This window comes from Streptomyces sp. NPDC104581 (assembly GCF_055583685.1).
In genome coordinates, this window is the sequence record NZ_JBVJNN010000043.1 from 35,263 (window position 1) to 60,780 (window position 25,518).

Genomic DNA, 25,518 nt, shown 5'->3' on the forward strand with positions numbered 1-25,518 from the left:
GAAAGGCCCAGATGACGTCCTCACCCATGCCGCCCGTGGCGCCGCCGCCGCCCCGACGGAACCCCCATCCGGCGGGACAGGCTCAGGGCCACGCGATCCGCGCCGAAGGGCTGACCAAGAGGTTCGGCGACAAGCAGGCCCTGGCCGGGGTCGACCTGGAAGCGAGCCCCGGGACGGTCCTGGGCGTACTCGGCCCGAACGGTGCGGGCAAGACCACCACGGTCCGTATCCTCTCCACCCTGTTGCGCCCCGACAGCGGCCGGGCCTGGATGGCCGGCCGCGACGTACTGAGAGACCCGGAGGGCGTGCGCAAGAACCTCGGCCTCTCCGGGCAGTACGCGGCCGTCGACGAGAAGCTCACCGGACGCGAGAACCTGTATCTCGTCGCCCGCCTCTACGGCATGCGCCGCACGACTGCCAGACGCAAGGCAGCCGAACTCCTCGCCCGGTTCCGGCTGGAGGACGCCGCGGACAAACCCAGCGGCACGTTCTCCGGTGGTATGCGCCGCCGGCTCGACCTCGCGGGAGCTCTCGTGGCACGCCCCGCCGTCGTGGTCCTGGACGAGCCGACCACGGGCCTCGACCCACGGGGCCGAGCCGACACATGGGTGTCGATCCAGGAACTCGTCGCGGCCGGCACGACCGTGCTCCTCACCACCCAGTATCTGGAAGAGGCCGACCAACTGGCCGACTCCATCGTCGTGATTGATCAGGGAGCGGTCATCGCACGAGGCTCGGCCGCCCAGCTGAAAGCACGGGTCGGCGGAGAGCGGCTGACCCTCACCGTCGCGGACCGGCAGGCGTACACCCGGACGTACGAGGTGCTTGACGCACTCGGACCACACCGGCCCGAACTCGACACCCGGACCGGCCGGTTCACCGTCGCGACCGAACACGGGGCGCAGACACTGGAGACCGCGCTGAGCCGTCTGCGACTGGCGGGCGTAGCCGTGCGGGAGGTCGAGCTCGCGCCACCCACCCTCGATGACGCGTTCCTGGCACTGACCGGACAACTCGCCGCCGGCCCGCCCGCACAGCCCGATGAGTCGGTCGAGTACCCGCCCGCCGGTCCGCCGTCGAACGCGCCCGCCGAGACACCCGGCGAACGCACTGTGCAACTCCTTGTCACCGGACGGCGTTCGTGAACCGTATAGCACGCGACGCGTGCATCATCGCGTGGCGAAACCTGCTCAATCTGCGGCGTACCCCCGGCTCGGTCATCGCCGCGCTCGTCCAGCCGGTCATGTTCGTCCTGCTGCTTGCCTACGTCTTCGGCGGCAGCCTCGGAGGCGCCGACTACCGGACCTTCCTCATGGGCGGCATCTTCGCCCAGGCCGTCACCTTCAACGCCGCTTTCACGGCGCTCGGGCTCGCCAACGACATGGACAAGGGAATCGTGGACCGGTTCCGCTCGCTGCCCATGCCCCGCATGGCGGTGATCCTGGGCCGTACCCTGTCCGACCTCATCATGAGTGTCGTCACCCTTGCCGTCACATCACTCTGCGGACTGCTGGTCGGTTGGCGCATCGGGACGTCGTTGCCTGAAGCCGCGCTGGCCTACTTCCTGATCCTGCTCTTCGCGTTCGCCATGTCCTGGGTGGGCGCCACCATCGGACTGATGGCGCGCAGTGTCGAGGTGGCACAGAGCGCCGGCCTGATCTGGCTGTTCCCGGTCACCTTCGTCTCATCCGCGTTCGTCTCCACCGCAACGATGCCGGGCCCGCTGCGTACGGTCGCCGAGTGGAACCCGGTGTCGGCCACCGCCACGGCAGTACGGCAGCTCTTCGGCAACCCGCCGCCCGCCGGCATCCCGGCCGGTACCGCATGGCCGGTCGTCAACGCGCTCCCGTACGCCCTGCTGTGTGCGGCCGTCATCACCGCCGCCTTCATGGGGCTGGCGCTGAGCAGATTCCGCAGGATCGTAGTGAGCTGACACCACGACACGCACCTCAGCGCTGCTCGACTCCTTCACGCGGGGGAGGAGACCCGTACCGTCGACACGCCCTCCTCGGTGGCCGGGGAGCTGAAGCGCCACGTCGAAGCGTTCCCACCGGCGGAGTCGGAGCTTCCGCCCGCGTCGGCTGAGGCCGGCATCATCCCGCCGCGTGCTGGGGAGCGAAACCCCGGCAATGGGCGGCGGCCCCGAAGGACGGCCTCCACACGCCGCGGCACACCTGTGCCTCGACCATGCCGGAAGTCGGAGGCCGGTCGTGACCTCGGCGCGGTGGCTCGGGCGCTCCTCGCCCGCGATCACCCTCGGTTACTATGCTCACTTCATGCCGGAGGCCGGACGCAAGGGGCGCACCGCCATCGACGGACTGCTCGGGAAGCGGGGAGATCGGCGGACCGGCCGAAACTCCCCAAGTTCTCCCCGGGTCCGTCGGCGGGTGATTCCCGCTGACAGGTCCCACCAAGGGTGGCCGTGGACCGCAAGGCAGAAGAGATGGGCAGCCTGGGAAATGCTGAAAGAGGTCATCGCGACCCGCTACGTCACGCCCTTGCGTGAGGGCGGCTCGCTCCCCGGGATCGTCGAGGCCGACGATCTCGGGACGTACGTCATGAAATTCACCGGCGCGGGGCAGGGCCGCAAGACGCTCGTCGCGGAGGTCATCTGCGGGGAGCTGGGGCGGCGGCTCGGGCTCCGGGTGCCCGAGCTGGTCACGATGCAGCTCGACCCCGTCATCGGGCTCGGGGAGCCCGACCAGGAGGTGCAGGAACTGCTCAAGGCGAGCGGCGGGCTGAACCTGGGCATGGACTTCCTGCCGGGATCGCTGGGGTTCGACCCACTCGCCTACGAGGTGGGGGCGGCCGAGGCCGGCAGGATCGTGTGGTTCGACGCGCTCATCAACAACGTCGACCGTTCCTGGCGCAACCCCAACATGCTCGTCTGGCACGGGGACCTGTGGCTCATCGACCACGGTGCCACCATGATCTGGCAGCACAACTGGCCCGGCGCCCAGGCTTCGGCGGCCAAGCCGTACGACGCGTCCGACCATGTCCTCGCGCCGTTCCGGCCCGACATCGCCTCGGCCGCCGAGGAGCTCGCGCCGCTGGTCACCGAGGCACTGCTGACCGAGGTCGCCGCCGACGTGCCGGACGAATGGCTCCTGGACGAGCCCGGGTTCGACTCCACCGACGCGCTGCGCGCCGCCTATGTGGCGGCTCTGCTGCCGCGCGCCGCCACCATCCATGAACGCCTCACCTTCGGCGCACCCGTCAAGGAGCGCCCCTCACAGGCCCCCGGCTGGCTGACCGAGCACCTGACCCCCTGGCCGCACCCCACGAAGAAGGGCGGAGGCGAGGGCCGGTGAACGGGCGCGACGTGTTCGAGTACGCGCCGCTGCGCGTGGTGCCGAGGGTCGAGCGCGGTGAGTTCATCAACGCGGGCGTCCTGGTCTACTGCCGCGCCAGGTCGTTCGTGGCCGCCCGTACGCACCTGGACGAGTCCCGGCTCAAGGCGCTGGCGCCGGACGCCGACGTGGCGGGGGTACGGGCCGCGCTGCGCGCCGTGGAGGGCGTCTGCGCGGGCGGCGACCCCGCGGGACAGGCCGCGCGTGACGACGCGGGCCGGCGGTTCCGCTGGCTGATCGCGCCGCGCTCGACGGTCGTCCAGCCGGGTCCCGTACACACGGGGCTGACGGCCGACCCGGCGGCCGAGGCCGAGCGGCTGCTCGACCTGCTGGTGCGTTAGGCCGTGTCTTCGAAGTAGCGCCGTCCGCCCGCAGGACGGGGCGGGACTGTGAAGAGACGACCCAGGTACCCGGGGCGGGCGTACGCGGGTGGCCGTTCGCGGTGTGACATACGTTCGGCCGCCCCGTGGGCCGTTGACACCGGGTGTCAGGGCTTCTAGCGTCACGGCAGCTGAATACTAAGCGGTCGCTCAGCAGTCGTGCCGGCGCCGCGATCCAAGGGCGAGGAGAAGCAGCATGTCCACCACCGAGCAGCGTGTCGCCGTCGTGACCGGGGCGGCGCGGGGCATTGGCGCCGCGAGCGCGGTACGTCTGGCGGCCGAGGGCCGGGCCGTCGCCGTACTCGACCTGGACGAGGCGGCCTGCGCGGAGACCGTCGGCACGATCACCGCCGCGGGCGGCAGGGCGCTCGCCGTCGGCTGCGACGTCTCCGACGCCGCCCAGGTGGAGGCCGCCGTCGGGCGCGTCGCCGCCGAACTCGGCGCCCCCACCGTCCTCGTCAACAACGCCGGGGTGCTCCGCGACAACCTCCTCTTCAAGATGACCGAGTCCGACTGGGACACGGTCATGAACGTGCACCTCAAGGGCGCGTTCCTGATGTCGCGCGCCTGCCAGCGGCACATGGTGGACGCCTCGTTCGGCCGGATCGTCAACCTGTCGTCCAGCTCGGCGCTCGGCAACCGCGGCCAGGCCAACTACGCGGCGGTCAAGGCCGGACTCCAGGGCTTCACCAAGACCCTGGCCAAGGAGCTCGGCAAGTTCGGCGTCACGGCCAACGCCGTGGCCCCCGGCTTCATCGTCACCGACATGACCGCCCAGACCGCCGCCCGTGTCGGCATGGGCTTCGAGGAGTTCCAGGCCGCCGCCGCCACCCAGATCCCCGTCCAGCGGGTCGGCGTCCCCGACGACATCGCGAACGCGATCGCCTTCTTCACGGGAGAGAACGCCGGATTCGTCTCCGGTCAGGTGCTGTACGTCGCCGGCGGACCCCTCAACTGAACCGGAGAGTGACGGACATGACGCAGCAGCCGAAGGACGGCGGCAGGCCCGACAGCGGCAAGGTCGCCCTGATCACCGGTGCGAGCCGCGGCATCGGATACGGCATCGCCGAGGCGCTCGTCGCCCGGGGCGACCGGGTGTGCATCACCGGGCGGGGCGAGGACGCCCTGAAGGAGGCCGTGGAGCGGCTGGGCGCGGACCGGGTGATCGGCTTTCCCGGCAAGGCCCATGACGAGGCCCACCAGGCCGCCGCGGTCGAGCGCACCATGGAGGCGTTCGGCCGTGTCGACTATCTGGTGAACAACGCCGGGACCAACCCCGTGTTCGGCCCCATGGCCGAGCTGGACCTGGGTGTGGCGCGCAAGGTCTACGAGACCAACGTCATCTCGGCACTCGGCTTCGCCCAGCTGACCTGGCGCGCCTGGCAGAAGGACCACGGCGGTGCGATCGTGAACATCGCGTCGATCGCCGGGGTGTCGGCCTCACCGTTCATCGGGGCGTACGGGATGAGCAAGGCGGCGATGGTCAATCTGACCCTCCAGCTCGCCCACGAGTTCGCGCCCGGCGTGCGGGTCAACGCCATCGCGCCCGCCGTGATCAAGACCAGGTTCGCGGAGGCGATCTACGAGGGCCGCGAGGCGGAGGCCGCGGCGTCCTATCCGCTGGGGCGCCTCGGTGTTCCGGAGGACGTCGGCGGCGCCGCCGCCTTCCTCACGTCCGACCAGTCGGACTGGATCACCGGGCAGACGCTGGCCGTCGACGGCGGAATTTTCCTCAATGCTGGTGTGCACTGACACGTTTTGTCGGTAAATGCTTCAAGTGCCCCATCGGACCTGCATATTGAACCGATGGGGCGCTGCGGTATGGTCGCCCGACTCGTGGCTGAACAAGGAGCGTGCACGTGTTCAAGCGGACCAGTCTGCAGGCCGCTGCGGCCCTCGCGTCCATATCCCTGCTGGCCGGATGTGGCCTGTTCTCGTCGGACAGCGCCGAAGCGGATCAGAAGATCACGGTCGGCACCACCAGCGAGCCGAGCACGCTCGACCCGGCCGCCGCGTGGGACAACTCCTGGGAGCTCTACCGGAACGTCTTCCAGACCCTGGTCGCCTTCCCCACCGGCAGCACGACTCCGCAGCCCGACGCCGCCGACAACTGCAAATTCACGGACTCGACCAACAAGGTCTACCGCTGCACGCTCCGCGACGGGCTGACGTTCTCGAACGGCCACGAGCTCGACGCGGACGCCGTGAAGCACTCCTTCGACCGCATCGTGAAGATCGACGTGAACGGTGGTCCCAACGGACTCCTCGCGTCGCTCGACAGCGTCGACTCCGACGGCGAGCTGACCGTCACCTTCAACCTGAACAAGCCGGACGCCACGTTCCCGTTCGTGCTCGCCGCGCCCGCCATGTCCATCGTCGACCCGGCGGAGTACCCGGCCGACAAGCTCCGGGACGACGGCGAGCTGACCGGTTCCGGCCCGTACACCCTTGAGTCGTACACGGTCGGCAGCGATGCCGAGCTGGCGCAGAACTCCAGCTACAAGGGTTTCGCCGACCGCAAGAACAAGGCCGTCACCATCCAGTACTTCCAGGACTCCGACAAGATGTTCGGAGCCCTCAAGAAGAAGGAGATCGACGTCATCTACCGGGGTCTGACCTCGGAGGAAGTCGTCGAACTCGAACAGAAGAAGGAGGAGAACGACCACCTCCAGCTGGTCGAGACGGTCGGCGCCGACATCCGCTACCTGGTGTTCAACCCCAAGGACGAGTCGGCGGCCAAGCTTCCCGTGCGGCAGGCGGTGGCCCAGGTGGTCGACCGCGACGCGCTGGTGGCCAAGGTCTACCAGGGCACGGCCGAGCCGCTGTACTCCATGGTCCCCAAGGGCATCTCGGGGCACGCCACGAGCTTCTTCGACCAGTACGGCGACCCGGACGTCGACAAGGCGCGGGCGATCCTGGAGGAGGCCGGCATCGAGACGCCCGTGCCGCTGACGTTCTGGTTCACGACCGACCGGTACGGCTCCGGCACCGTGGCCGAGTTCGCCGAGCTCAAGCGGCAGCTCGAAGCGTCCGGCCTCTTCGAGATCACGCTGAAGAGCAAGCCGTGGAAGGACTTCCAGGCGGGCTTCCAGAAGGGCGAGTACCCGGTCTTCGGCCGTGGCTGGTTCCCCGACTTCCCGGACCCGGACAACTTCGTGGCCCCCTTCGTCGGCAAGAACAACGCCCTCAGCACGCCCTACGAGAGCCCCGAGATCACCACGGAGCTGCTGCCGCAGTCGCGGCGCGAGAGCGACCGCGGCGCGGTCATCGAGCACTTCGAGCGCGCCCAGGAGATCTTCGTCGACGACGTGCGGCTGCTGCCGCTGTGGCAGGGCAAGCTCTACGTCGCGGCCTCGGAGGAGATCAGTGGTGGCGAGCGGGCGCTCGACCCCCAGACGGTCATGCAGCTGTGGGAGTTCAGCCGCAAGGCCAGCTGGTAACCGCGGGAGCCGCGATTGTCAGTGGTCACCGGTAGGTTCAGCGGCGTACCAACTGATCGCTTACCGGAGGTTGTTGACGTGACCGACACCGACATGCTGCCCGAGTCCTGGCGCGGCGTCCTCGGCGGGGAACTGCAGAAGCCCTATTTCAAGGAGCTCACCGAGTTCGTCGAGGAAGAGCGGTCGAAGGGACCGGTCTACCCTCCGCGTGAAGAGGTGTTCGCCGCGCTGGACGCCACGCCGTACGACCAGGTGAAGGTCCTGGTCCTCGGCCAGGATCCGTACCACGGCGAGGGCCAGGGCCACGGACTCTGCTTCTCGGTGCGGCCCGGTGTGCGCACGCCCCCGTCCCTGCGGAACATCTACAAGGAGATGAAGGAGGAGCTCGGTCACCCGGTGCCGGACAACGGATATCTGATGCCGTGGGCCGAGCAGGGTGTGCTGCTGCTCAACGCCGTTCTCACGGTGCGCGCCGGCGAGGCCAACTCGCACAAGGGCAAGGGCTGGGAGCAGGTGACCGACGCGGTGATCCGCGCGGTCGACGCCCGCCCCGATCCCGCGGTCTTCGTGCTCTGGGGCGCCTACGCGCAGAAGAAGCTGCCCCTGATCGACGAGAGCCGGCACGTGGTGGTGAAGGGCGCGCACCCGTCGCCGCTGTCGGCGAAGAAGTTCTTCGGCTCGCGTCCGTTCACGCAGATCAACGAGGCGATCGCGGCGCAGGGCCACAAGGCGATCGACTGGCGCATCCCCGACCTGGGCTGACCGGTTCCCGCCGCCCACGCCGCACGCGGCGCGGCCCGTGCGGACACCTGCCCGGCGGTCCGCGCCGGGCGGGTGAGCCTGTGCGCGATTGCCGTCGACTGCGGTTAGCGTCGGGCGGACGGGATCGACCGGACGGGCGCGGGAGGCGGCGGCGATGGGGCAGCGCGAGGTGGCGGGGGACGGCGTCCTGACCAGGATCGGACAGGCGGTCATGCTGCTGCACGGCGGTGACCGCGAGGAGGCGCGCAATCGGTTCGGTGAGCTGTGGACCGAGATCGGCGAGTCCGGAGATCCGCTCCACCGCTGCACGCTCGCGCACTACATGGCGGACACACAGGACGACCCCGGCGACGAACTGGCCTGGGACCTTCGCGCGCTGAGCGCCGCGGAGGGACCGGTCACGGCACCCGCCTCGCCGGCTGTACGGGCGTTCTACCCCTCCCTCCATCTCAACCTGGCCGCCGACTACGTGAAACTCCGGCGCCCGGACGCGGCGCGGCTCCACCTCTCCCGGGCACGTGCGGCCGTCAACGCGCTCGGGGCGGACGGGCACGGGAGCGACGGCGTACGGACCGCGATCGGGCGCCTGGAGCGGGAACTGCTGGACGAGTAGGGCGGGGACCCGGGCCCGGGGCGGATCAGCCGCCGTACACCCCCTCGCAGAGCCGCCTCTCCGGGCTGTCCGGCGCCCAGCCCCCGTACCGGCCGCCGAGCGCGCACACCCCGTCGGTCGAGTCCGGTAGGTCCGGCAGCGCCGGCGGGGTCACCGGGGCGGGGACGGGCGGACGTACGGGCCGCTCGCGCGGTGGCGGCACGGCGTCCGCCACCGCACGCGGCCGCGCGCGGGTACGGATGGACGGTTCCGCGGCCTCCAGGACCTCACGGGCTGGCGGCTGGGTGATCCGCGGCCCGGCCGGGCCGCGCGGCGGAGCCGCCCGTACGGTCCCGGCATCCGCGACCGCACCCGTCACCGCACCCGTACCCGCCCCCGTCCCGGGCTCCACCGCCACACACGCCGGGATACCGCCGACGGCCACACCGAGCAGAAGCACCGCTGTCGTTCTCGTTCGCCGCGTCACCCGGCCCACTCTGTCGGCCCGGCGCCGCGCCGGGACCCCTAACCGCTGGGCGTTACCCGCACGGGTGACGCCCAGCCCCCGGCCGGTGACCCCCGCGGCGCCCTTATGCTGCACGGAAGCGCTCCGGCGCGTGAGATTAAAGGTCCGCGGCGAGGCAACAGGGAGACGCACGTGAAGCTCGGCTGCATAGGGCTCGGGGACATCGCCCGGAAGGCGTATCTGCCGGTACTCACCACGCTGCCCGGGACGGAGCTGCACCTCCAGACCCGTACCCCCGCCACCCTCACCCGGGTGGGCGAGACCCACCACATCCCCGAGGGGCGCCGCCACGCCGAACTCGACTCGCTGCTCGACCAGGACCTGGACGCCGCGTTCGTCCACGCGCCGACCTCCGCCCACGCCGGGATCGTCACCCGGCTCCTGGACGCCGGTGTGCCGACCTTCGTAGACAAGCCCCTCGCCTACGAGTTCGCCGACTCCGAGCGTCTGGTCGCGCTCGCCGAGGAGCGCGGCACCAGTCTGGCGGTCGGCTTCAACCGGCGTTTCGCGCCCGCGTACGCCCAGTGTCTGGAACACCCGCGCGAACTGATCCTCATGCAGAAGAACCGCGTCGGCCTGCCCGAGGACGCGCGCACCCTGGTCCTCGACGACTTCATCCATGTCGTGGACACCCTGCGCTTCCTGCTCCCCGGCCCGGTCGAGCACGTCGACGTCCGCGCACGGACCCGCGAGGGCCTGACGCACCACGTGGTGCTCCAGCTCTCCGGCGACGGCTTCACCGCCATCGGCATGATGAACAGGATGAACGGCTCGACCGAGGAGATCCTCGAAGTCTCCGGACAGGACACCAAGCGCGCCGTCCACCATCTCGCCGAGATCGTCGACCACAAGGGCCAGCCCAGCGTCCGCCGGCGCGGCGACTGGGTGCCGGTGGCCCGGCAGCGCGGGATCGAGCAGTGCGTACTCGCCTTCCTGGACGCCGTACGCGCCGGAAGGACGCTCGGCGCGCGCGACGCGCTGGCTACGCACGAGTTGTGTGAACGGGTGGTACGGGCGGCGCGGACGCAGGCCGCCTGAACGACCGCGCGCCCTCGCCCGCGCAGAGGACCGCCAGCACCGCCAGCGCTCCGTAGACCGGCCAGTCGCCGTACTTCACGTACGCGGTGGTGCCGCGGGTCAGCGGCAGCTCGTACACGGCGCCCGCGCTGCTGTCCGTACCGAGGCGGGCGCCGGTCCGCTCGCCGCCGGGGCCGTACACCGCGCTGACACCGGTGAGGGTGGCGTGCACCATGGGACGGCCCGTCTCGGCCGCCCGCAGCGCCGCCAGCGAGGCGTGCTGCTCCGGTGCCCAGCTGTGCTGGAACGTCGACGTCGACGACTGCGCGACGAGCAGCCCCGCGCCGTCCCTGACCAGTTGCCGGCTCATGTCGGGGAACGCCGACTCGAAGCAGATCAGCGGGCCCACCCGCAGCCCGCCCCGGCCCTCGCCGGGCAGCACCATGACCACCTGGCGCGTGCCGCGCCGCCGGTCCTCGCCCGCCGCCTTGCCGACCGACGTGGCCCAGCCGAGCGCCGCGCGGGCCGGGACGTACTCACCGAACGGCACCAGCCGCATCTTGTCGTACCGGTCGCCCGTCAGGCCGTACGGACCCACCAGCACCGCACTCTTGAAGATCCCGGTGCGCCCCGCCCCGTCCTGGCCGGTGGCGTCCACGTTGACCAGGACCTCGGCGCCCACCTGCCGTGACAGCACGGCGATACGGGCCGCCAGATCGGGCCGGGTGCCGAGATCGTCACCGACGCTGCTCTCGCCCCAGACGACGAGATCGAGGTCCCGCCCGGCCAGCGAGCGGGTCAGCTCCTCGCTGCGGTCGAACCGGCGCTCCACACCGTCGGGCCCGGTGAAGACCCCCGGCTGGACGACGGCGACACGCGCCCGCCCCGTGCTCTCCACCCGGGGCGCCCACACCCAGGCGCAGGACACCCCCACCGCGCACGCCACGAGCCCCGTGGCGACGACCGTCCGGGCCGCGGCGACCGCCAGCAGCGCCGTCAGGGCGGTGTTCACGGCGACGACCAGCAGAGTGACCAGCCAGACACCGCCCACCGAGGCGAGCCGCAGCGCGGGGGCGACCTCCCACTGACTGGCGCCCAGCAGCCCCCAGGGACCGCCGAGGCCCTCCAGGGAGCGCACCGTCTCGATCATCAGCCAGCCGGACGGCACCACCACCAGCGAGGCGGCCGTACGCCGGGGCGACGGCCGCCCGCCGAGCATCAGACGCACCAGCCAGCCCCATGGTGCCCACAGCAGCCCCAGCAGCGCGGCCAGCACCACGATGAAGACATGCAGGCTCGGCATCAGCCAGTGGTGGACGGCCAGCACGAAGCCCAGCCCGCCGAGCCAGCCGTCCAGGATCGCGCGCCGCCCCGTCGGCGCCGTACGCACGAGCAGCATCCAGGGCACCAGGGCCCCGTACGCGAGCCACCAGAGGCCCGGCTCGGGAAAGGAGAGCGCGGGGAGCGCGCCGGCCGTCACGGCCGCGGCGCCGCGCCACACCGGCGACCCGGAGCGCCGGACCCATGCCTCGTGGCCGACGTCCGGAGCCCACCCCGTCCGCCGCCCGGCCGGAACCCGCATGCGCCCCCCTCGTCCGCCCGTGAGCGGTGCAGATCGGCGGCACCGGCCGGCGGTGCCGGTGAGCGGTGCCTCTGCGATCAGTGTGCGGGAGGGAGCGCGCGGGACGACAGAGCGCCCCCCGGCGCGTCAGTTCTCGTCGTCCCGGTGCCCGGCCGTGCCGTCCGCGCCGCGCGGGGCGCTCCGCCGCACCACGACGCCGTGCAGCAGCCAGCCGTCGTCCGTCCGGGAGAGCCCGAAGGTGTAGCGGCTGACGGCGGTGGTCCTCTCGCCGGAATCCCGGAACATCGTGGTCAGACAGTCGGCGCGCACCTCGGCGCGGTCGCCGGGATATCCGCCGCCGTCCTCGAAGGTCAGCCGGCGGTTGCCGATCAGATGCTGGCGCACGGGGAAGGGGCCCAGGACCCCGGCGAGCCAGTCGGCCACCTCGGCGGCCGATCCCTCGATCCCGCCGGCTTCCCGGTGGTCGGCGCGCCCCTCGGGCGTGTACAGGGCGAGGAATCCCGGCCAGTCGGCCTCGTCCACGGCCGCCGCGTAGCCGCTGATCACCTCGTCGACGGCCAGGCGGTCCATCACGGTCGCGAGATCCACACGCTGCGTCATCACGCCAGTCTCCGGCAGCGGGGGGCCCGGGCCAAGGCCCGTGCGGCTCCGCCGGCCGACCGGCCGAGCGGCCCCGTCCACGTCGCCGGGCGCCCGGACGCCCCGTTACACAGGGGAGAGGCCCGGTCCCGCGGTGTCACCGCGGGACCGGGCCTCTCCGTCCGAACTCTCGGGACGCGCGCCGGGCGTAGCCCCTACGCGGCCTCGTCGACCCCGTCGTGCAGGGCGGCCGCCCACTCGAGCAGCAGGACTTCGTACTCCTCGGCCGGCCACGTGCCGTCGGCCGCGTCGACCAGGGCGCGGATGCGCTCGTTGGCCGCGACGGCGCCGGACGCCGCGGAAGCGGAGGAGGAAGTTGTTGACATACGGCAACGGTACGGGCCGCCGAGGCGTTCTCGTGCCGATCCGGGAGCGGCATAGCTCACACATGGAGAGGGCAACCCCACGGTGTGTCAGCTGTGAGCCCTGTTCCGCCAAGGGTTCTGGGCCCCGTACGGCAGTTGGGGACGGCCCGGACTGGAAACGTGTCCTTGAGCACACCGGGCGTGAACGGCGCCCGTCAGCCCGCCGAATCGCCCGCGTGCGGGCTCAGGGTGTCCGTACCGACGAGGAAGAAGATCACCACGCCGAGCAGGATGCGGTAGATCACGAACGGCATGAAGCTCTTGGTGGTGATGAACTTCATGAACCACGCGATGACGGCATATCCCACGACAAAGGCGATGACGGTGGCGAAGATGGTCGGCCCCCACGAGACATGTCCCTCGCCCGCGTTCCTCAACTCGAAGGCACCCGAGGCCAGTACGGCGGGAACGGCCAGCAGGAACGAGTAACGCGCCGCCGCCTCACGGGTGTAGCCCATCAGCAGACCGCCGCTGATCGTGGCACCCGAGCGCGAGACCCCCGGAATCAGCGCCAGGGCCTGGGCGAACCCGTAGATCAGACCGTCCCTGACGCCCAACTCCTCAAGCGACTTGCGCTGCTTGACGGCACGGTGCTTGCCGCCGGACTCGTCGCGCGCGGCCAGCCGGTCGGCGATGCCGAGGACGACGCCCATCACGATCAGGGTCGTCGCGATCAGCCGCAGATCACGGAAAGGCCCCTCGATGTGGTCCTTGAACGCCAGCCCGAGCACACCGATGGGGATCGAGCCGACGATCACCAGCCAGCCCATCTTGGCGTCGTGGTCGGAGCGCATCGACTTGTCCGTCAGCGAGCGGAACCACGCCGAGACGATGCGGGCGATGTCCTTGCGGAAATAGATGAGGACCGCCGCCTCCGTGCCGATCTGGGTGATCGCGGTGAACGCCGCGCCCGGATCGTGCCAGCCCGCGAACGCCGCGGTCAGCCGCAGATGCGCGCTGGAGGAGATGGGCAGGAACTCGGTCAGCCCCTGGACGAGTCCGAGGATGAGTGATTCGAACCAAGACATTGGGTGCTACGCCATCCAAGAAAAGATCGTGCACCGGCCGCGGCGAACGCGGTCCGGTGGCGGAATGTGTACCGGCGGGCGGGGTGCGGAGCCGTTCATATGGAGCGGGGTGTGGATGTGCTCACGCGGACTCATCACTGCTCGCAGGAGTACTCGAAGGGATGGCGGTGCGGCGCCGGCGGCGCGACGGATATCCACTCCCCTTCCCGGGAGGAGCGGTCGCGCGCCGGACGGGGGCAGCGTAGCCGTTGCGGGTTACGAGGCGGCGTCAGGCCCCGGCGACGGGCCCGTACAGGCCCGGAACCGTTCCCGGCGGCATCCGGGTCCGGGGGCGCGTAGGGGGCGCTCGGGGTGGCTTCCAGGGGGTGCGTGGAGGGGAGTTCAAGGTCACATCGGTTCAACCTGCTAACCGCCGAACGCGCTGCCCTAACATCTCGGCATGACGCTCCTGCCCGACAGCGGGCTTTCGCTGGCAGCCGAGTTCCCCGAACCCACCCATGAGCAGTGGCAGGGTCTGGTGGAGGGCGTACTCCGGAAATCCGGCCGGGACGTCTCGGGCACCGCCGCGGAGGACGCACTCTCGACCACGCTCGAAGACGGACTGACCACTCGTCCCCTCTACACCGCGGCCGACGCGCCCGGCGACGGCGGCCTCCCGGGCTTCGCGCCGTTCACCCGGGGCGGCACCCCCGGCGGCCCCGCGCCCGGCGGCTGGGACGTGCGCCAGCGTCACGCGCGCACCGACCCGGCACGCACCAACGAAGCCGTACTCGACGACCTCGCCAACGGCACCACCTCCCTCTGGCTGACGGTGGGCTGGTCCGGGGTGCCGGTCTCCGGCCTCGCCGACGCCCTCGCCGGCGTCTATCTCGACCTCGCCCCGGTCGCACTCGACGCGGGCGACGAATGCCCCGAAGCCGCAGCCGAGTTGCTGCGCCTGCACGACGAACGCGACGTCCCGCGCGGGGAGGTGCGCGGCACCCTCGGCGCCGACCCGGTCGGCCGCCTCGCCCGCACCGGCCACGAGGGTGCCGGCCTCCGGGACGCCGCCGCCGAACTCGCCACGCTCTGCCACCGCGAGTACCCGCGGCTGCGTGCCCTCGTCGTCGACGCCCTGCCCTACCACGAGGCGGGCGGCTCGGCCGCGCAGGAGCTCGGCTGCTCGCTCGCCGCCGGCGTCGCCGCGCTGCGCGACCTCGACGCCGCGGGGCTCTCCGCCGAAGCGGCCTGCGGCCAGCTGGAGTTCAGGTACGCCGCCACCGCCGACCAGTTCCTCACCATCGCCAAACTCCGCGCCGCGCGCCGGCTCTGGGCCCGCGTCGCGGAGGTCAGCGGAGCCGGACCGGCCGGCGCCGCCCAGCGCCAGCACGCCGTCACCTCCTCGGTGATGATGACCAGGCGCGACCCCTGGGTGAACATGCTGCGCACCACCGTCGCCTCGCTCGCCGCCGGGGTCGGCGGCGCCGACTCCGTGACCGTGCTGCCCTTCGACCACGGCCTCGGACTCCCCGACGCCTTCGCCCGGCGGATCGCCCGCAACACCTCGACCATCCTCATCGAGGAGTCCCACCTCGGCCGCGTCATCGACCCGGCCGGTGGTTCCTGGTACGTCGAGCGGCTCACCGACGACCTCGCGCACGCCGCCTGGTCGTGGTTCCAGGAGATCGAACGGGCCGGCGGCCAGCGCGCCGCGCTGCGCGACGGCCTGATCGCCGAACGCCTCGCCGCGACCTGGGCTTCGCGCTCCGAGAAGCTGGCCCGCCGGCGCGAACCGGTCACCGGCGTCAGCGAGTTCCCCCACCTGACCGAGGCGCCCGTCGTACGCGACGCCGCACCCCCGGCCCCGGCCGGCGGACTGCCCACCGTCCACCGCGACGACGCCTTCGAGGCCCTGCGGTCCCGCTCCGACGCCCACCTCGCCTCGACCGGTGCCCGGCCCCGTGTCTTCCTGGCCGCCCTCGGCCCGGCCGCCGCCCACACGGCGCGGGTGGCCTTCGCGTCGAACCTCTTCCAGTCCGGCGGTGTCGAACCGGTCCACGACCCCGTCACCGTCGACGCCGCCACCGCCGCCGGTGCCTTCGAACGCAGCGGCGCCGCCATCGCCTGCCTCTGTTCCAGCGACCCGCTCTACGCCGAACAGGCCGCGGACGTCGCGGCGGCACTCAAGACCGCCGGTGCCACCCGCGTGTACCTCGCGGGACGGCCGGGCGAACTGCGCGAGACCCTCACCCGGTCCGGCGTCGACGAGTTCGTCGCCGCGGGCGGGGACGCGGTCGCCCAACTCACCTCCGCCCTCGACCACCTGGGAGTGGCGCCATGACCGTCCCCGACTTCACCGGAATCGACCTGGGCCCCGCCACACCCGCGGGCGGACACGAGGACCAGTGGCGCGCCGCCGTCAAGGAGAGCACCGGCAGCAGCGACGCCGATCTCGTCTGGAACACCCCCGAGGGCATCGACGTCAAACCGCTCTACACCCCGCAGGACCTCGCCGGCCTCGACTTCCTCGGGACGTACCCCGGCATCGCGCCGTACCTGCGCGGCCCCTACCCGACGATGTACGTCAACCAGCCCTGGACGATCCGTCAGTACGCCGGGTTCTCCACCGCCGAGGAGTCCAACGCCTTCTACCGGCGCAACCTCGCCGCCGGGCAGAAGGGCCTGTCCGTCGCCTTCGACCTGCCCACCCACCGCGGCTACGACAGCGACCACCCGCGGGTGACCGGTGACGTCGGCATGGCGGGCGTCGCCATCGACTCCATCTACGACATGCGCCGGCTCTTCGACGGCATCCCGCTCGACAGGATGACCGTCTCCATGACGATGAACGGCGCCGTCCTGCCCGTACTCGCCCTCTACATCGTGGCCGCGGAGGAACAGGGCGTACCGCCGCGGAAGCTGGCCGGGACCATCCAGAACGACATCCTCAAGGAGTTCATGGTCCGCAACACCTACATCTACCCGCCCGCCCCCTCCATGCGGATCATCTCCGACATCTTCGCCCACACCTCGCGCGAGATGCCCCGCTACAACTCCATCTCCATCTCCGGCTACCACATCCAGGAAGCCGGCGCGACGGCCGATCTGGAGCTGGCCTACACCCTCGCCGACGGCGTCGAGTACCTGCGCGCCGGACTCGACGTGGGCCTCGACGTCGACGCGTTCGCCCCCCGGCTCTCCTTCTTCTGGGCCATCGGCATGAACTTCTTCATGGAGATCGCCAAACTGCGCGCCGCCCGGCTCCTCTGGGCCAGGCTCGTCAAGAAGTTCGACCCCAAGAACGCCAAGTCCCTGTCGCTGCGCACCCATTCGCAGACCTCCGGCTGGTCCCTCACCGCACAGGACGTCTTCAACAACGTCCCCCGCACCTGTGTGGAGGCGATGGCCGCCACCCAGGGCCACACCCAGTCGCTGCACACCAACGCCCTCGACGAGGCGCTCGCCCTGCCCACCGACTTCTCCGCGCGCATCGCCCGCAACACCCAGCTCCTGCTCCAGCAGGAGTCCGGCACCTGCCGGGTCATCGACCCGTGGGGCGGCAGCGCCTACGTGGAGAAGCTGACGTACGACCTCGCGCGCCGGGCCTGGCAGCACATCGAGGAGGTCGAGGCGGCCGGCGGCATGGCGCGGGCCATCGCCGAAGGCATCCCGAAGCTCCGGATCGAGGAGGCGGCGGCCCGCACCCAGGCCAGGATCGACTCCGGGCGCCAGCCCGTCATCGGTGTCAACAAGTACCTGGTCGGCACCGACGAGCAGATCGAGGTCCGGTCGGTCGACAACTCCTCCGTACGGACCCAGCAGATCGCCAAGCTGCGCCGGCTGCGCGAGGAGCGGGACGAGGCGGCCTGCCAGGACGCGCTGCGCGCCCTCACCGGCGCCGCCGAGGCGGGGTCGGCCCCGGGGCCCGAGGGCAACCTGCTGGCCCTCGCCGTGAACGCGGCCCGCGCCAAGGCCACCGTCGGCGAGATCTCCGACGCCCTGGAGAAGGTCTACGGACGGCACTCCGGACAGATCCGTACCATCTCCGGTGTGTACAGGAACGAGGCCGGCACGTCACCGGCGGTCGAGAGCACCCGTGACGCCGTCGAGGAGTTCGAGCGTGCCGAGGGGCGGCGCCCGCGCATCCTCGTCGCCAAGATGGGCCAGGACGGCCACGACCGAGGCCAGAAGGTCATCGCCACCGCCTTCGCGGACCTCGGCTTCGACGTCGACGTCGGCCCGCTGTTCCAGACGCCCGGTGAGGTCGCGCGGCAGGCCGTGGAGGCCGACGTGCACATCGTCGGTGTCTCGTCGCTGGCCGCCGGACACCTCACGCTCGTGCCCGCCCTGCGCGAGGAGCTGGCGCGCGAGGGCCGCGAGGACATCATGATCGTCGTCGGCGGGGTGATCCCGCCCGGGGACGTCGACGAGCTGCGCCGCGCGGGCGCCGCGGCCGTCTTCCCGCCCGGCACCGTCATCCCCGAGGCAGCACGGGACCTCCTCACCACCCTGGCCACCGCTCTCGGCCACGAGCGGTGAGCCGGTGACAGCCCGGACCGGCATCGACATCGACACCTACACCAAAGGGGTGCTCGACGGCTCCCGTTCGGCCGTCGCGCGCGCCATCACCCTCGTGGAGTCCACCAGGGCCGACCACCGCGAACTCGCCCAGCGGCTGCTGACCGCGCTGCTGCCCCACTCCGGAACGGCGCGCAGGATCGGCGTCAGCGGCGTACCCGGCGTCGGCAAGTCGACCTTCATCGACGCACTCGGCACGATGCTCACCGGCCTCGGGCACCGGGTCGCCGTCCTCGCCGTCGACCCGTCGTCCACCAGGACCGGCGGCTCCATCCTGGGCGACAAGACCCGGATGGAGCGTCTGTCCGTCGACCCGGCGGCCTTCGTCCGGCCCTCGCCCACGGCCGGCACCCTGGGCGGCGTCGCGAAGGCCACCCGCGAGACCATCATCGTCATGGAGGCGGCGGGCTACGACGTGGTCCTCGTCGAGACCGTCGGCGTCGGCCAGTCGGAGACCGCCGTCGCCAACATGGTCGACTCCTTCCTCCTGCTGAGCCTCGCCCGTACCGGCGACCAGCTCCAGGGCATCAAGAAGGGCGTGCTGGAACTGGCGGACCTCATCGCCGTCAACAAGGCCGACGGGCCGCACGAGCGCGACGCCCGGTCCGCCGCGCGTGAACTCGCGGGCGCGCTGCGCCTGATGCACCCCGCCGACGCCGCGTGGACGCCGCCGGTGCTGAGTTGCAGTGCCCGTGAGGGCACCGGGCTCGACACCGTCTGGGAGCGCCTGGAGCAGCACAGGAAGGTCCTCGACACCAGCGGACGCCTCCGGCACAAGCGTGGCGAGCAGCAGGTGGACTGGGCCTGGTCGATGATCAGGGACCATCTGCTGGACCGGCTGCACGGCCATCCGGGCGTACGCGAGCTGGCTCCCGCGCTCGAACAGCGGGTGCGGGAGGGTTCGCTGACGGCGACGCTGGCCGCCGAGCGGATCGTCGAGGCGCTGGACCTGCCGGCCGGGGGAGAGGACCGATGACCGCACGGCCTCCTACGGAGGACGAGACCGTCCTCGTACGCCGCGACGGACGCGTGGGGCGGCTCACGCTCAACCGGCCGCGCGCCCTCAACGCCCTCACCCACGCCATGGTGTCGCGCGTCGACGCCGCGCTGACCGCCTGGGAGGCTGACCCGGACGTGCGCGCGGTGGTCCTCGACGGCGCCGGCGGACGGGGGCTGTGCGCGGGCGGCGACATCCGGGCCATTCACGAGGACGCGCGTGCGGGCGGCTCGGCGTCGCCCGCGTTCTGGCGCGACGAGTACCGCCTCAACGCCCGGATCGCGCGCTGCCCGATGCCGTACGTCGCCCTCATGGACGGCATCGTGATGGGCGGCGGGGTGGGCCTCTCGGCGCACGGCGACGTCCGGATCGTCACCGAACGCTCCCGGGTCGCCATGCCGGAGACCGGCATCGGCCTCGTACCGGACGTCGGCGGTACGTATCTGCTCTCCCGGGCACCCGGCGAACTCGGCACGCATCTCGCCCTCACCGGCACGGCGGTGGGCGCCGCCGACGCGATCCTCTGCGGGCTCGCCGACCACTACGTGCCCTCCGGGCGGCTGCCCGAACTGGCGGCCCGACTCGCCGACACGGACGTCCCCGTGGCCGTACGGCGCCAGGTGTCGGCGCCGCCCGAGGGGGAGTTGGCGGCCGACCGCGAGTGGATCGACACGTGTTACGCCGCCGACTCGGTCGAGGAGATCGTGGACCGGCTCCTCGCCGGCGGGAACCACCGGGCGAAGCAGACGGCGGAGACGATCCTGGCGAAGTCCCCGACCGCGCTCAAGGCGACGCTGGCCGCCGTGCGGTGGGCGCGGACGGCCGAAACCCTGGAAGAGGTGCTGGAGGCCGAGTACCGGGCGTCGTGCGCGGCGCTGAGGACGCCGGACCTCGTGGAGGGGATCAGGGCGCAGGTGATCGACAAGGACCGGACGCCGAGATGGGCGCCGGGGGAGCTGGGCGATGTGACGCGGGCGGACGTGGCGCGCTTCTCGGCGGTGCCGCCGAGTGGTGACCTGAAACTGCCGCGCGCGCTCCCCTGAGCCCGTCCGGCGGCCGAGGGGGACCGGTCAGGCGACCGGCTCCGGGACCCTGGCCTCCGCGGACTCCGTGGTCTCCGTGGGTTTCGGGCCCGCCGGACGCAGCCGGTGGCGCTTGAACCACGCCAGCACCCCCGCTCCCGTCCCGGTCAGCACGATGAACCCCATCGCCAGCAGGAACGCGGGTGACGTCGGCGATCCCGCCTCGCTCCCCGCGATCACGTACGCCGCCGTGTTCGGTACGCAGCCGATGGCCGTCGCCAGCAGGAACGGCGGCCAGCCCATCCGCGACACCGCCGCACAGTAGTTGGCGGCCACGAACGGGACCCCGGGGAAGAGGCGTACCGCCATCATCGAGCGGAAGCCGTGCCGGCTCAACTGCCCGTCGGCCGCGAGCAGCCAGCGGCCCCGCAGCAGCGGACGCAGCGCGTCCTGGCCGAGGAAGCGGCCGAGTCCGAAGGCGATGCCCGCGCCCAGCACCGTCCCCGCGATCGCCGCGGGGAGGCCGAGCTGCGTACCGAACAGCGCGCCCGCGGCGAGGTTGAGCAGCGGACGCGGCACGAAGGCCGCCGTGCACACCCCGTAGGCGGCGGCGAACAGCACCACGGCGGCGCCGCCGCTGAGCTGCGGCCAGCCGGCCGAGACGAATCTCTGCGGCTCGTAGACCAGCACCGCGGTCCCCGCGCACGCCAGCAGGAGCACGAGGAGGGAGAGCCTGGACCAGGGTGAGAGCAGCACCCTCGTACAGCGGACCGTGAGGCCGGTGGACGGCCTGTCGACGTGGTCGAGCATTCGGGGAGACTAACCGACGACGCGATGTGATTGTCGTCAAGAGCCTTGAGACAACCGCCACTCGGCCGCCCGACCGGCCCGTCCGCGGCCGTACGCGGACCACCGCGAACGGGCGGTGGCGCCGCGGAAACCGCACGTCATGACCCTCGCACCGCCGCCCGGCGCTCGCGCGGACACCGTGCCGGCGCGCCTCGTCGCCGGCCGCACGCCCGTAAATCCGTCGACGCCGCGTCGCCGGTCGGACATCATCGAGGGCATGTTCCGGTACGCCTTCCACGCAGCGTCGTCCGCGGTCGCGGACGCGCCGAAGGCTGCCGGGTTCCTGGCGGCGCACGCGGAAGCAGCCGCGGCGCAGGCCCCCGCGGCGGCGCTGCTCGACGGCGCCCGAAGCTGACCCTTCCCGGATCGTCCGGCGGACCCCACAGGGGGAGGGTCGGCAAGGCACCGGGGTCCCCTTCACGCTTCGAGTTCCTGGAAGGAACACGTCAGCCATGCCCAAGACGGCATACGTGCGCACCAAGCCGCACCTCAACATCGGCACCATGGGCCATGTCGACCACGGCAAGACCACCCTGACCGCGGCCATCACCAAGGTCCTCAGCGAGCGCGGGAGCGGCACGTTCGTCCCGTTCGACCGGATCGACCGGGCCCCCGAGGAGGCCGCGCGCGGCATCACCATCAACATCGCGCACGTCGAGTACGAGACGGACACCCGGCACTACGCGCACATCGACATGCCCGGCCACGCCGACTACATCAAGAACATGGTCACCGGCGCGGCACAGCTCGACGGCGCGATCCTCGTCGTGTCCGCGCTCGACGGGATCATGCCGCAGACCGCCGAGCACGTCCTGCTCGCCCGCCAGGTCGGCGTCGACCACATCGTCGTCGCCCTCAACAAGGCCGACGCCGGCGACGACGAACTGACCGACCTGGTCGAGCTGGAGGTGCGCGAACTGCTCAGCTCGCACGGGTACGGCGGCCAGAACGTCCCCGTCGTCCGGGTCTCCGGACTCCGGGCGCTGGAGGGCGACCCGCGCTGGACGGACGCCGTGCGGGCGCTCCTCGACGCGGTCGACACGTACGTACCGATCCCCGTCCGGTACACCGACGCGCCGTTCCTGCTCCCGGTGGAGAACGTCCTGACGATCACCGGGCGCGGCACGGTCGTCACCGGCGCCGTCGAGCGCGGCACGGTGCGCGTGGGCGACCGGGTCGAGGTGCTCGGCGCCGAGTCCGGGCCGCAGTTCAGTACGGTCACCTCGCTGGAGACCTTCGGGAAGCCGATGGAGTTCGCCGAGGCGGGCGACAACGTCGCCCTGCTGCTGCGCGGCATGCCACGCGACGCGATCCGCCGGGGCCATGTGGTGGCCGCGCCGGACAGTGCCGTGCCGAGCAGGCGGTTCACCGCGCGGGTGTACGTCCTGTCGGCGAAGGAGGGCGGACGGACGACGCCGGTGACTTCGGGCTACCGGCCGCAGTTCTACATCCGCACCGCGGACGTGGTCGGCGACATCGACCTGGGCGAGTTGGCCGTCGCGCGGCCGGGTGACACGGTCCCGGTGACCGTCGAGCTGGGCCGGGACGTGCCGCTGGAGTCCGGGCTCGGCTTCGCGATCCGCGAAGGAGGACGCACGGTCGGCGCGGGCACGGTGACCGGGCTTCTCTGACCGCCCGCCGGACGGCGGCGCCCGTCTCCCGCCCTCCGCGGGGACGGGCGCCGTCGGGTCCACCGGGCACGGCACGCACAATGGGACGGTGAACGAAGCCATCCCCGTCGTCAGGACCGTCGACCGCGGCACGGCCCGGCTGCTGCCGGACGTGGACCGGGAACGCGCGTGGCTGCTGACCGTCGACGGCGCGCCGCAGTCCTACGTCGACCTGGACGACCCGACCCATCTCGAATTCGAGTACACGCGGCGCCTCGGGCATGTCGTCGACCGCGTCGCCGGCGAGGGCGAGCCGCTCACCGTGGTCCATCTCGGCGGCGGGGCCCTCACCCTGCCCCGCTACGTCGGCGCCACCCGGCCGGGCTCGGCACAGGACGTCGTCGACGCGGACGGCGCGCTGCTCGCGCTGGTCGCCGAGGAGCTGCCGCTGCCGGACGGGTCCGGGATCACGGTGCACGACGCGGACGCCCGCGAGTGGCTCGCCTCGGCGCCGGCCCGCTCGGTGGATCTCGTCATCGGCGACGTCTTCGGCGGCTCGCGGGTCCCCGCCCATCTGACGTCCGTGGAGTACGCCCGCCTCGCCGAACGGGTGCTGCGGGCCGACGGCCTCTACGCGGCCAATCTCGCCGACGGCGCGCCCTTCACCTTTCTGACCTCCCAACTGGCCACGTTCGCCTCGGTGTTCGAGGAGCTGGCGCTCATCGCCGAGCCGTCGGTGCTGCGCGGGCGCCGCTTCGGCAACGCCGTAGTCCTCGCCTCGCACGCCCCGATCGACACGGCGGCCCTCGCCCGCCGGACCGCGTCCGACGCCTTCCCGGCACGTGTCGAACACGGGGCGTCGCTGCGGCGGTTCACCGGTGCCGCGACGATCGTGCGGGACGCCGGCGCGGTGGCGTCGCCCGAGCCGCCCGAGGGAGCGTTCGGCATCGGCTGAGCCCCGGGCCCGGCGCCAGAGGCGGGGCCCGGGGCTCGGCCCGTCCGGACCGGTCGGCTACTCGGCCAGCCGGACCGTGCTCATGATCTTCATCAGTGTCTCGTCGGGGATCTCGTCCTCGACGCCCCTGGCGCCGTAGAGGACCCACGTCGTGAAGTCACCCTTGGCGTTGGTGAAGGTGAACGCGATCGACTTGCCGTCGGTGTCGCACTTCTCCTTCTTGGGCAGGCCCGTGCTGGCCGCCGTCGAGTAGTGCCCCTTGAGCCCCGCCTCGGTCGTGTAGGGCTTGGACTTCTCGACCTTGATCGCCTTCTGCTGCTGCGCCTTGGTGGCTTCCTGCGCGTACGCGGCCCAGACCCAGCTGCCGGACTCGTTGCTCGCCGCGGTCGCGGTGTCCTTGGCGCCCTTGCCGCCCTTGGTGCCGGTCCCGCCGAGACTGACGTCCTCGATCTCGCCGTCCTGGTCCGTGTCCTGTTCGCACCAGGTGGACTTCAGGAAGGCCGGCGCGGAGAAGGTGATGGCGGGCGAGCCGTCGCCCTTCTCGACGTCCTCGAAGCCCGAGAAGGTGTCCGGCTTCTCGACCACCCAGTCGGCCGGGACGTCGAACTGCGTCCCGTGGTTGGGGTTGGTCACGACCTTCCAGCCCGCGACGGTGGGCTTGCCCACGCCGGAGCCGTCGCGCGGGTTCTCCTCCTCCGTCGGTTTCGGCTTCGCCTTCGAGGTGTCGGAGGCGGACGCCTTGGGATCGTCCGCGACGTTCGAGCTCCCGCCGTCGTTCCCGAGGACGAAGAAGCCCGTGACCGCCGCCGCGACGACGACCGCCGACGCGGCGACGATGGCGACGATCTTCGTCCGCTTCTTGTCCTGGGACGGGTCGGGACCGCCCGGCCCGCCGCCGTGCGCCTGTATCGCGTACTGCTGCGGCACGGTCGGCTGCTGGTACGGATTGGGCGGCTGCTGCCCCGGCTGCTGCGGGTAGCCGGGCTGCTGATAACCAGGCTGCTGCTGGTACCCCGGCTGCTGATAGGGATTCGGCTGCTGGTACCCCGGCTGCTGGTAAGGGTTGGAATTCGGATCCTGCGGGTTTTGCTCGCCCCCGGGCGGCTGCTGTCCTGGCCACATGGCGAGTAACGATAGATGGGTCGTCCCCGCACTGCTACGGCCGCCCTGTCGCAGGATGGCAACTGACGCTACTCGTGAGTAATATCGAGCCCCATGAGCTCCGATCAGATGACCGTCGGCGAGATGCTCGCCGCCACCGTTCCCATGGCGAGGACTCTCAACATGGAGTTCCTCGAAACCACCGCCGAGCGCGCCGTCGTACGGCTCCCGGACCAGGCCGCCTTCCACAACCACGTCGGCGGCCCGCACGCCGGCGCGATGTTCACCCTCGGCGACACCGTCAGCGGCGCCGTCGTGCTCGCCGCCTTCGGCGACCAGCTCGCCCGTGCCGTACCGCTCGTCGTCAAGGCGGAGATCGGCTACCGGAAGCTCGCCATGGGCGTCGTCACGGCGACGGCCACCGTGGGCCGCCCGGTCGCGGACGTCGTCGCCGAACTCGACGGGGGCGGGCGCCCGGAGATACCCGTCACGGTCGTCTTCAACCGGGAGGACGGCGCCGTCACCGGCGAGATGACCATCGTCTGGACGCTGCGCCCCAACACCTGACAGGGCCGCCACCGACGCGCCCGGCGGCGCGGCCGGCCCCGGCCGCCGAAGCGTGTACCACCCAGGTAGGCTGCCCGGGGGGGGGGGGGGGGGGGGGGGGGGGCAGGAGGGAGGGGGGGGGGAGGGGGGGGGGGGGGGTGGGATTGGGTGGGAGGGTGGGGGCGGCGCGGGTACGGAGG

General features: G+C 71.8%; 25 protein-coding genes. 18 read left to right on the top strand and 7 right to left on the bottom strand.

Annotated elements, in window-relative coordinates; translation table 11 throughout:
* Positions 1 to 11: 11 nt before the first annotated feature.
* From ACZ61E_RS27185 to ACZ61E_RS27225, 9 genes are all read left to right on the top strand, one after another.
* Entirely contained in the window at positions 12 to 1,145 is a 1,134-nt protein-coding gene (locus tag ACZ61E_RS27185; protein ID WP_469702506.1) for an ATP-binding cassette domain-containing protein, read from the top strand.
* Complete coding sequence (locus ACZ61E_RS27190) at positions 1,142 to 1,933, top strand: ABC transporter permease (protein WP_469702507.1); 792 nt, start codon at positions 1,142 to 1,144, stop codon at positions 1,931 to 1,933. The genes ACZ61E_RS27185 and ACZ61E_RS27190 overlap by 4 nt, the downstream gene beginning before the upstream one ends.
* A 526-nt stretch (positions 1,934 to 2,459) precedes the next feature.
* The gene (locus ACZ61E_RS27195; protein ID WP_469702508.1) at positions 2,460 to 3,311 is read left to right on the top strand and encodes a HipA family kinase; all 852 of its coding nucleotides are present in this window, start codon (positions 2,460 to 2,462) and stop codon (positions 3,309 to 3,311) included.
* Positions 3,308 to 3,691 carry a DUF3037 domain-containing protein gene (locus tag ACZ61E_RS27200; RefSeq protein WP_469702509.1) on the top strand — a complete coding sequence of 128 codons (384 nt, stop codon included), beginning with the start codon at positions 3,308 to 3,310 and terminating at the stop codon, positions 3,689 to 3,691. Before ACZ61E_RS27195 ends, ACZ61E_RS27200 begins: the two co-directional genes overlap by 4 nt.
* Before the next feature lie 235 nt (positions 3,692 to 3,926).
* A complete protein-coding gene (fabG, locus tag ACZ61E_RS27205) occupies positions 3,927 to 4,688 on the top strand; it encodes a 3-oxoacyl-ACP reductase FabG (RefSeq protein WP_469702510.1) in 762 nt (253 codons plus the stop codon).
* 17 nt (positions 4,689 to 4,705) lie between these two features.
* A complete protein-coding gene (locus ACZ61E_RS27210) occupies positions 4,706 to 5,482 on the top strand; it encodes an SDR family oxidoreductase (protein ID WP_469702511.1) in 777 nt (258 codons plus the stop codon).
* Between the two features lie 107 nt (positions 5,483 to 5,589).
* Positions 5,590 to 7,170, top strand: a complete 1,581-nt coding sequence (locus ACZ61E_RS27215; RefSeq protein WP_469702512.1) for an ABC transporter substrate-binding protein — start codon at positions 5,590 to 5,592, stop codon at positions 7,168 to 7,170.
* A 78-nt stretch (positions 7,171 to 7,248) separates the two neighbouring features.
* A complete protein-coding gene (locus tag ACZ61E_RS27220; protein ID WP_147875932.1) occupies positions 7,249 to 7,932 on the top strand; it encodes a uracil-DNA glycosylase in 684 nt (227 codons plus the stop codon).
* A 154-nt stretch (positions 7,933 to 8,086) separates the two neighbouring features.
* Positions 8,087 to 8,545, top strand: a complete 459-nt coding sequence (locus ACZ61E_RS27225; protein WP_469702513.1) for a hypothetical protein — start codon at positions 8,087 to 8,089, stop codon at positions 8,543 to 8,545.
* Between the two features lie 25 nt (positions 8,546 to 8,570).
* Here ACZ61E_RS27225 and ACZ61E_RS27230 read toward each other — a convergent pair whose 3' ends face one another.
* Positions 8,571 to 9,011, bottom strand: coding sequence for a hypothetical protein (locus ACZ61E_RS27230; RefSeq protein WP_469702514.1), 441 nt, complete (start codon positions 9,009 to 9,011; stop codon positions 8,571 to 8,573).
* A gap of 171 nt (positions 9,012 to 9,182) precedes the next feature.
* On the opposite strand from ACZ61E_RS27230, the gene ACZ61E_RS27235 reads away from it, so the two are divergent.
* The gene (locus ACZ61E_RS27235) at positions 9,183 to 10,088 is read left to right on the top strand and encodes a Gfo/Idh/MocA family protein (protein ID WP_469702515.1); all 906 of its coding nucleotides are present in this window, start codon (positions 9,183 to 9,185) and stop codon (positions 10,086 to 10,088) included.
* Here ACZ61E_RS27235 and lnt read toward each other — a convergent pair.
* From lnt to ACZ61E_RS27255, 4 genes are all read right to left on the bottom strand, one after another.
* Positions 10,033 to 11,649 carry an apolipoprotein N-acyltransferase gene (gene lnt / locus ACZ61E_RS27240; RefSeq protein ID WP_469702516.1) on the bottom strand — a complete coding sequence of 539 codons (1,617 nt, stop codon included), beginning with the start codon at positions 11,647 to 11,649 and terminating at the stop codon, positions 10,033 to 10,035. The two genes, ACZ61E_RS27235 and lnt, sit on opposite strands and share 56 nt — an antisense overlap.
* A gap of 126 nt (positions 11,650 to 11,775) precedes the next feature.
* Complete coding sequence (locus ACZ61E_RS27245; RefSeq protein ID WP_469702517.1) at positions 11,776 to 12,249, bottom strand: nuclear transport factor 2 family protein; 474 nt, start codon at positions 12,247 to 12,249, stop codon at positions 11,776 to 11,778.
* Positions 12,250 to 12,443: 194 nt separating this feature from the next.
* Complete coding sequence (locus tag ACZ61E_RS27250; protein ID WP_469702518.1) at positions 12,444 to 12,614, bottom strand: hypothetical protein; 171 nt, start codon at positions 12,612 to 12,614, stop codon at positions 12,444 to 12,446.
* Positions 12,615 to 12,808: 194 nt separating this feature from the next.
* Positions 12,809 to 13,681 (bottom strand): undecaprenyl-diphosphate phosphatase, encoded by an 873-nt coding sequence (locus ACZ61E_RS27255; RefSeq protein ID WP_469702519.1) that lies wholly within the window; start codon positions 13,679 to 13,681, stop codon positions 12,809 to 12,811.
* Positions 13,682 to 14,120: 439 nt separating this feature from the next.
* Here ACZ61E_RS27255 and ACZ61E_RS27260 point away from each other — a divergent pair, with 439 nt between their 5' ends.
* From ACZ61E_RS27260 to ACZ61E_RS27275, 4 genes are read left to right on the top strand one after another with little or no spacing between them, the layout of a single operon-like run.
* Positions 14,121 to 16,001 carry a methylmalonyl-CoA mutase family protein gene (locus ACZ61E_RS27260; RefSeq protein WP_469702520.1) on the top strand — a complete coding sequence of 627 codons (1,881 nt, stop codon included), beginning with the start codon at positions 14,121 to 14,123 and terminating at the stop codon, positions 15,999 to 16,001.
* Complete coding sequence (gene scpA, locus ACZ61E_RS27265) at positions 15,998 to 18,199, top strand: methylmalonyl-CoA mutase (protein WP_469702521.1); 2,202 nt, start codon at positions 15,998 to 16,000, stop codon at positions 18,197 to 18,199. The genes ACZ61E_RS27260 and scpA overlap by 4 nt, the downstream gene beginning before the upstream one ends.
* Before the next feature lie 4 nt (positions 18,200 to 18,203).
* Positions 18,204 to 19,214 carry a methylmalonyl Co-A mutase-associated GTPase MeaB gene (gene meaB, locus ACZ61E_RS27270; protein WP_469702522.1) on the top strand — a complete coding sequence of 337 codons (1,011 nt, stop codon included), beginning with the start codon at positions 18,204 to 18,206 and terminating at the stop codon, positions 19,212 to 19,214.
* Positions 19,211 to 20,278, top strand: a complete 1,068-nt coding sequence (locus ACZ61E_RS27275) for an enoyl-CoA hydratase/isomerase family protein (RefSeq protein ID WP_469702523.1) — start codon at positions 19,211 to 19,213, stop codon at positions 20,276 to 20,278. Before meaB ends, ACZ61E_RS27275 begins: the two co-directional genes overlap by 4 nt.
* Positions 20,279 to 20,305: 27 nt before the next feature.
* Here the strand turns inward: ACZ61E_RS27275 and ACZ61E_RS27280 are convergent, their stop codons facing one another.
* On the bottom strand, positions 20,306 to 21,067 hold the full coding sequence (locus ACZ61E_RS27280) for a TVP38/TMEM64 family protein (RefSeq protein ID WP_469702524.1): 762 nt from the start codon (positions 21,065 to 21,067) through the stop codon (positions 20,306 to 20,308).
* A gap of 139 nt (positions 21,068 to 21,206) precedes the next feature.
* Between ACZ61E_RS27280 and ACZ61E_RS27285 the strand changes: the two genes are divergently transcribed.
* From ACZ61E_RS27285 to ACZ61E_RS27295, 3 genes are all read left to right on the top strand, one after another.
* On the top strand, positions 21,207 to 21,461 hold the full coding sequence (locus tag ACZ61E_RS27285) for a hypothetical protein (protein ID WP_469702531.1): 255 nt from the start codon (positions 21,207 to 21,209) through the stop codon (positions 21,459 to 21,461).
* 97 nt (positions 21,462 to 21,558) lie between these two features.
* Positions 21,559 to 22,737, top strand: coding sequence for an elongation factor Tu (tuf, locus tag ACZ61E_RS27290; protein ID WP_469702525.1), 1,179 nt, complete (start codon positions 21,559 to 21,561; stop codon positions 22,735 to 22,737).
* 88 nt (positions 22,738 to 22,825) lie between these two features.
* Positions 22,826 to 23,671, top strand: a complete 846-nt coding sequence (locus ACZ61E_RS27295; RefSeq protein WP_469702526.1) for a spermidine synthase — start codon at positions 22,826 to 22,828, stop codon at positions 23,669 to 23,671.
* A 57-nt stretch (positions 23,672 to 23,728) separates the two neighbouring features.
* Here the strand turns inward: ACZ61E_RS27295 and ACZ61E_RS27300 are convergent, their stop codons facing one another.
* Positions 23,729 to 24,793 carry a DUF8017 domain-containing protein gene (locus ACZ61E_RS27300; RefSeq protein WP_469702527.1) on the bottom strand — a complete coding sequence of 355 codons (1,065 nt, stop codon included), beginning with the start codon at positions 24,791 to 24,793 and terminating at the stop codon, positions 23,729 to 23,731.
* Between the two features lie 93 nt (positions 24,794 to 24,886).
* On the opposite strand from ACZ61E_RS27300, the gene ACZ61E_RS27305 reads away from it, so the two are divergent.
* Positions 24,887 to 25,339, top strand: coding sequence for a DUF4442 domain-containing protein (locus ACZ61E_RS27305; protein ID WP_469702528.1), 453 nt, complete (start codon positions 24,887 to 24,889; stop codon positions 25,337 to 25,339).
* Positions 25,340 to 25,518: the final 179 nt, after the last annotated feature.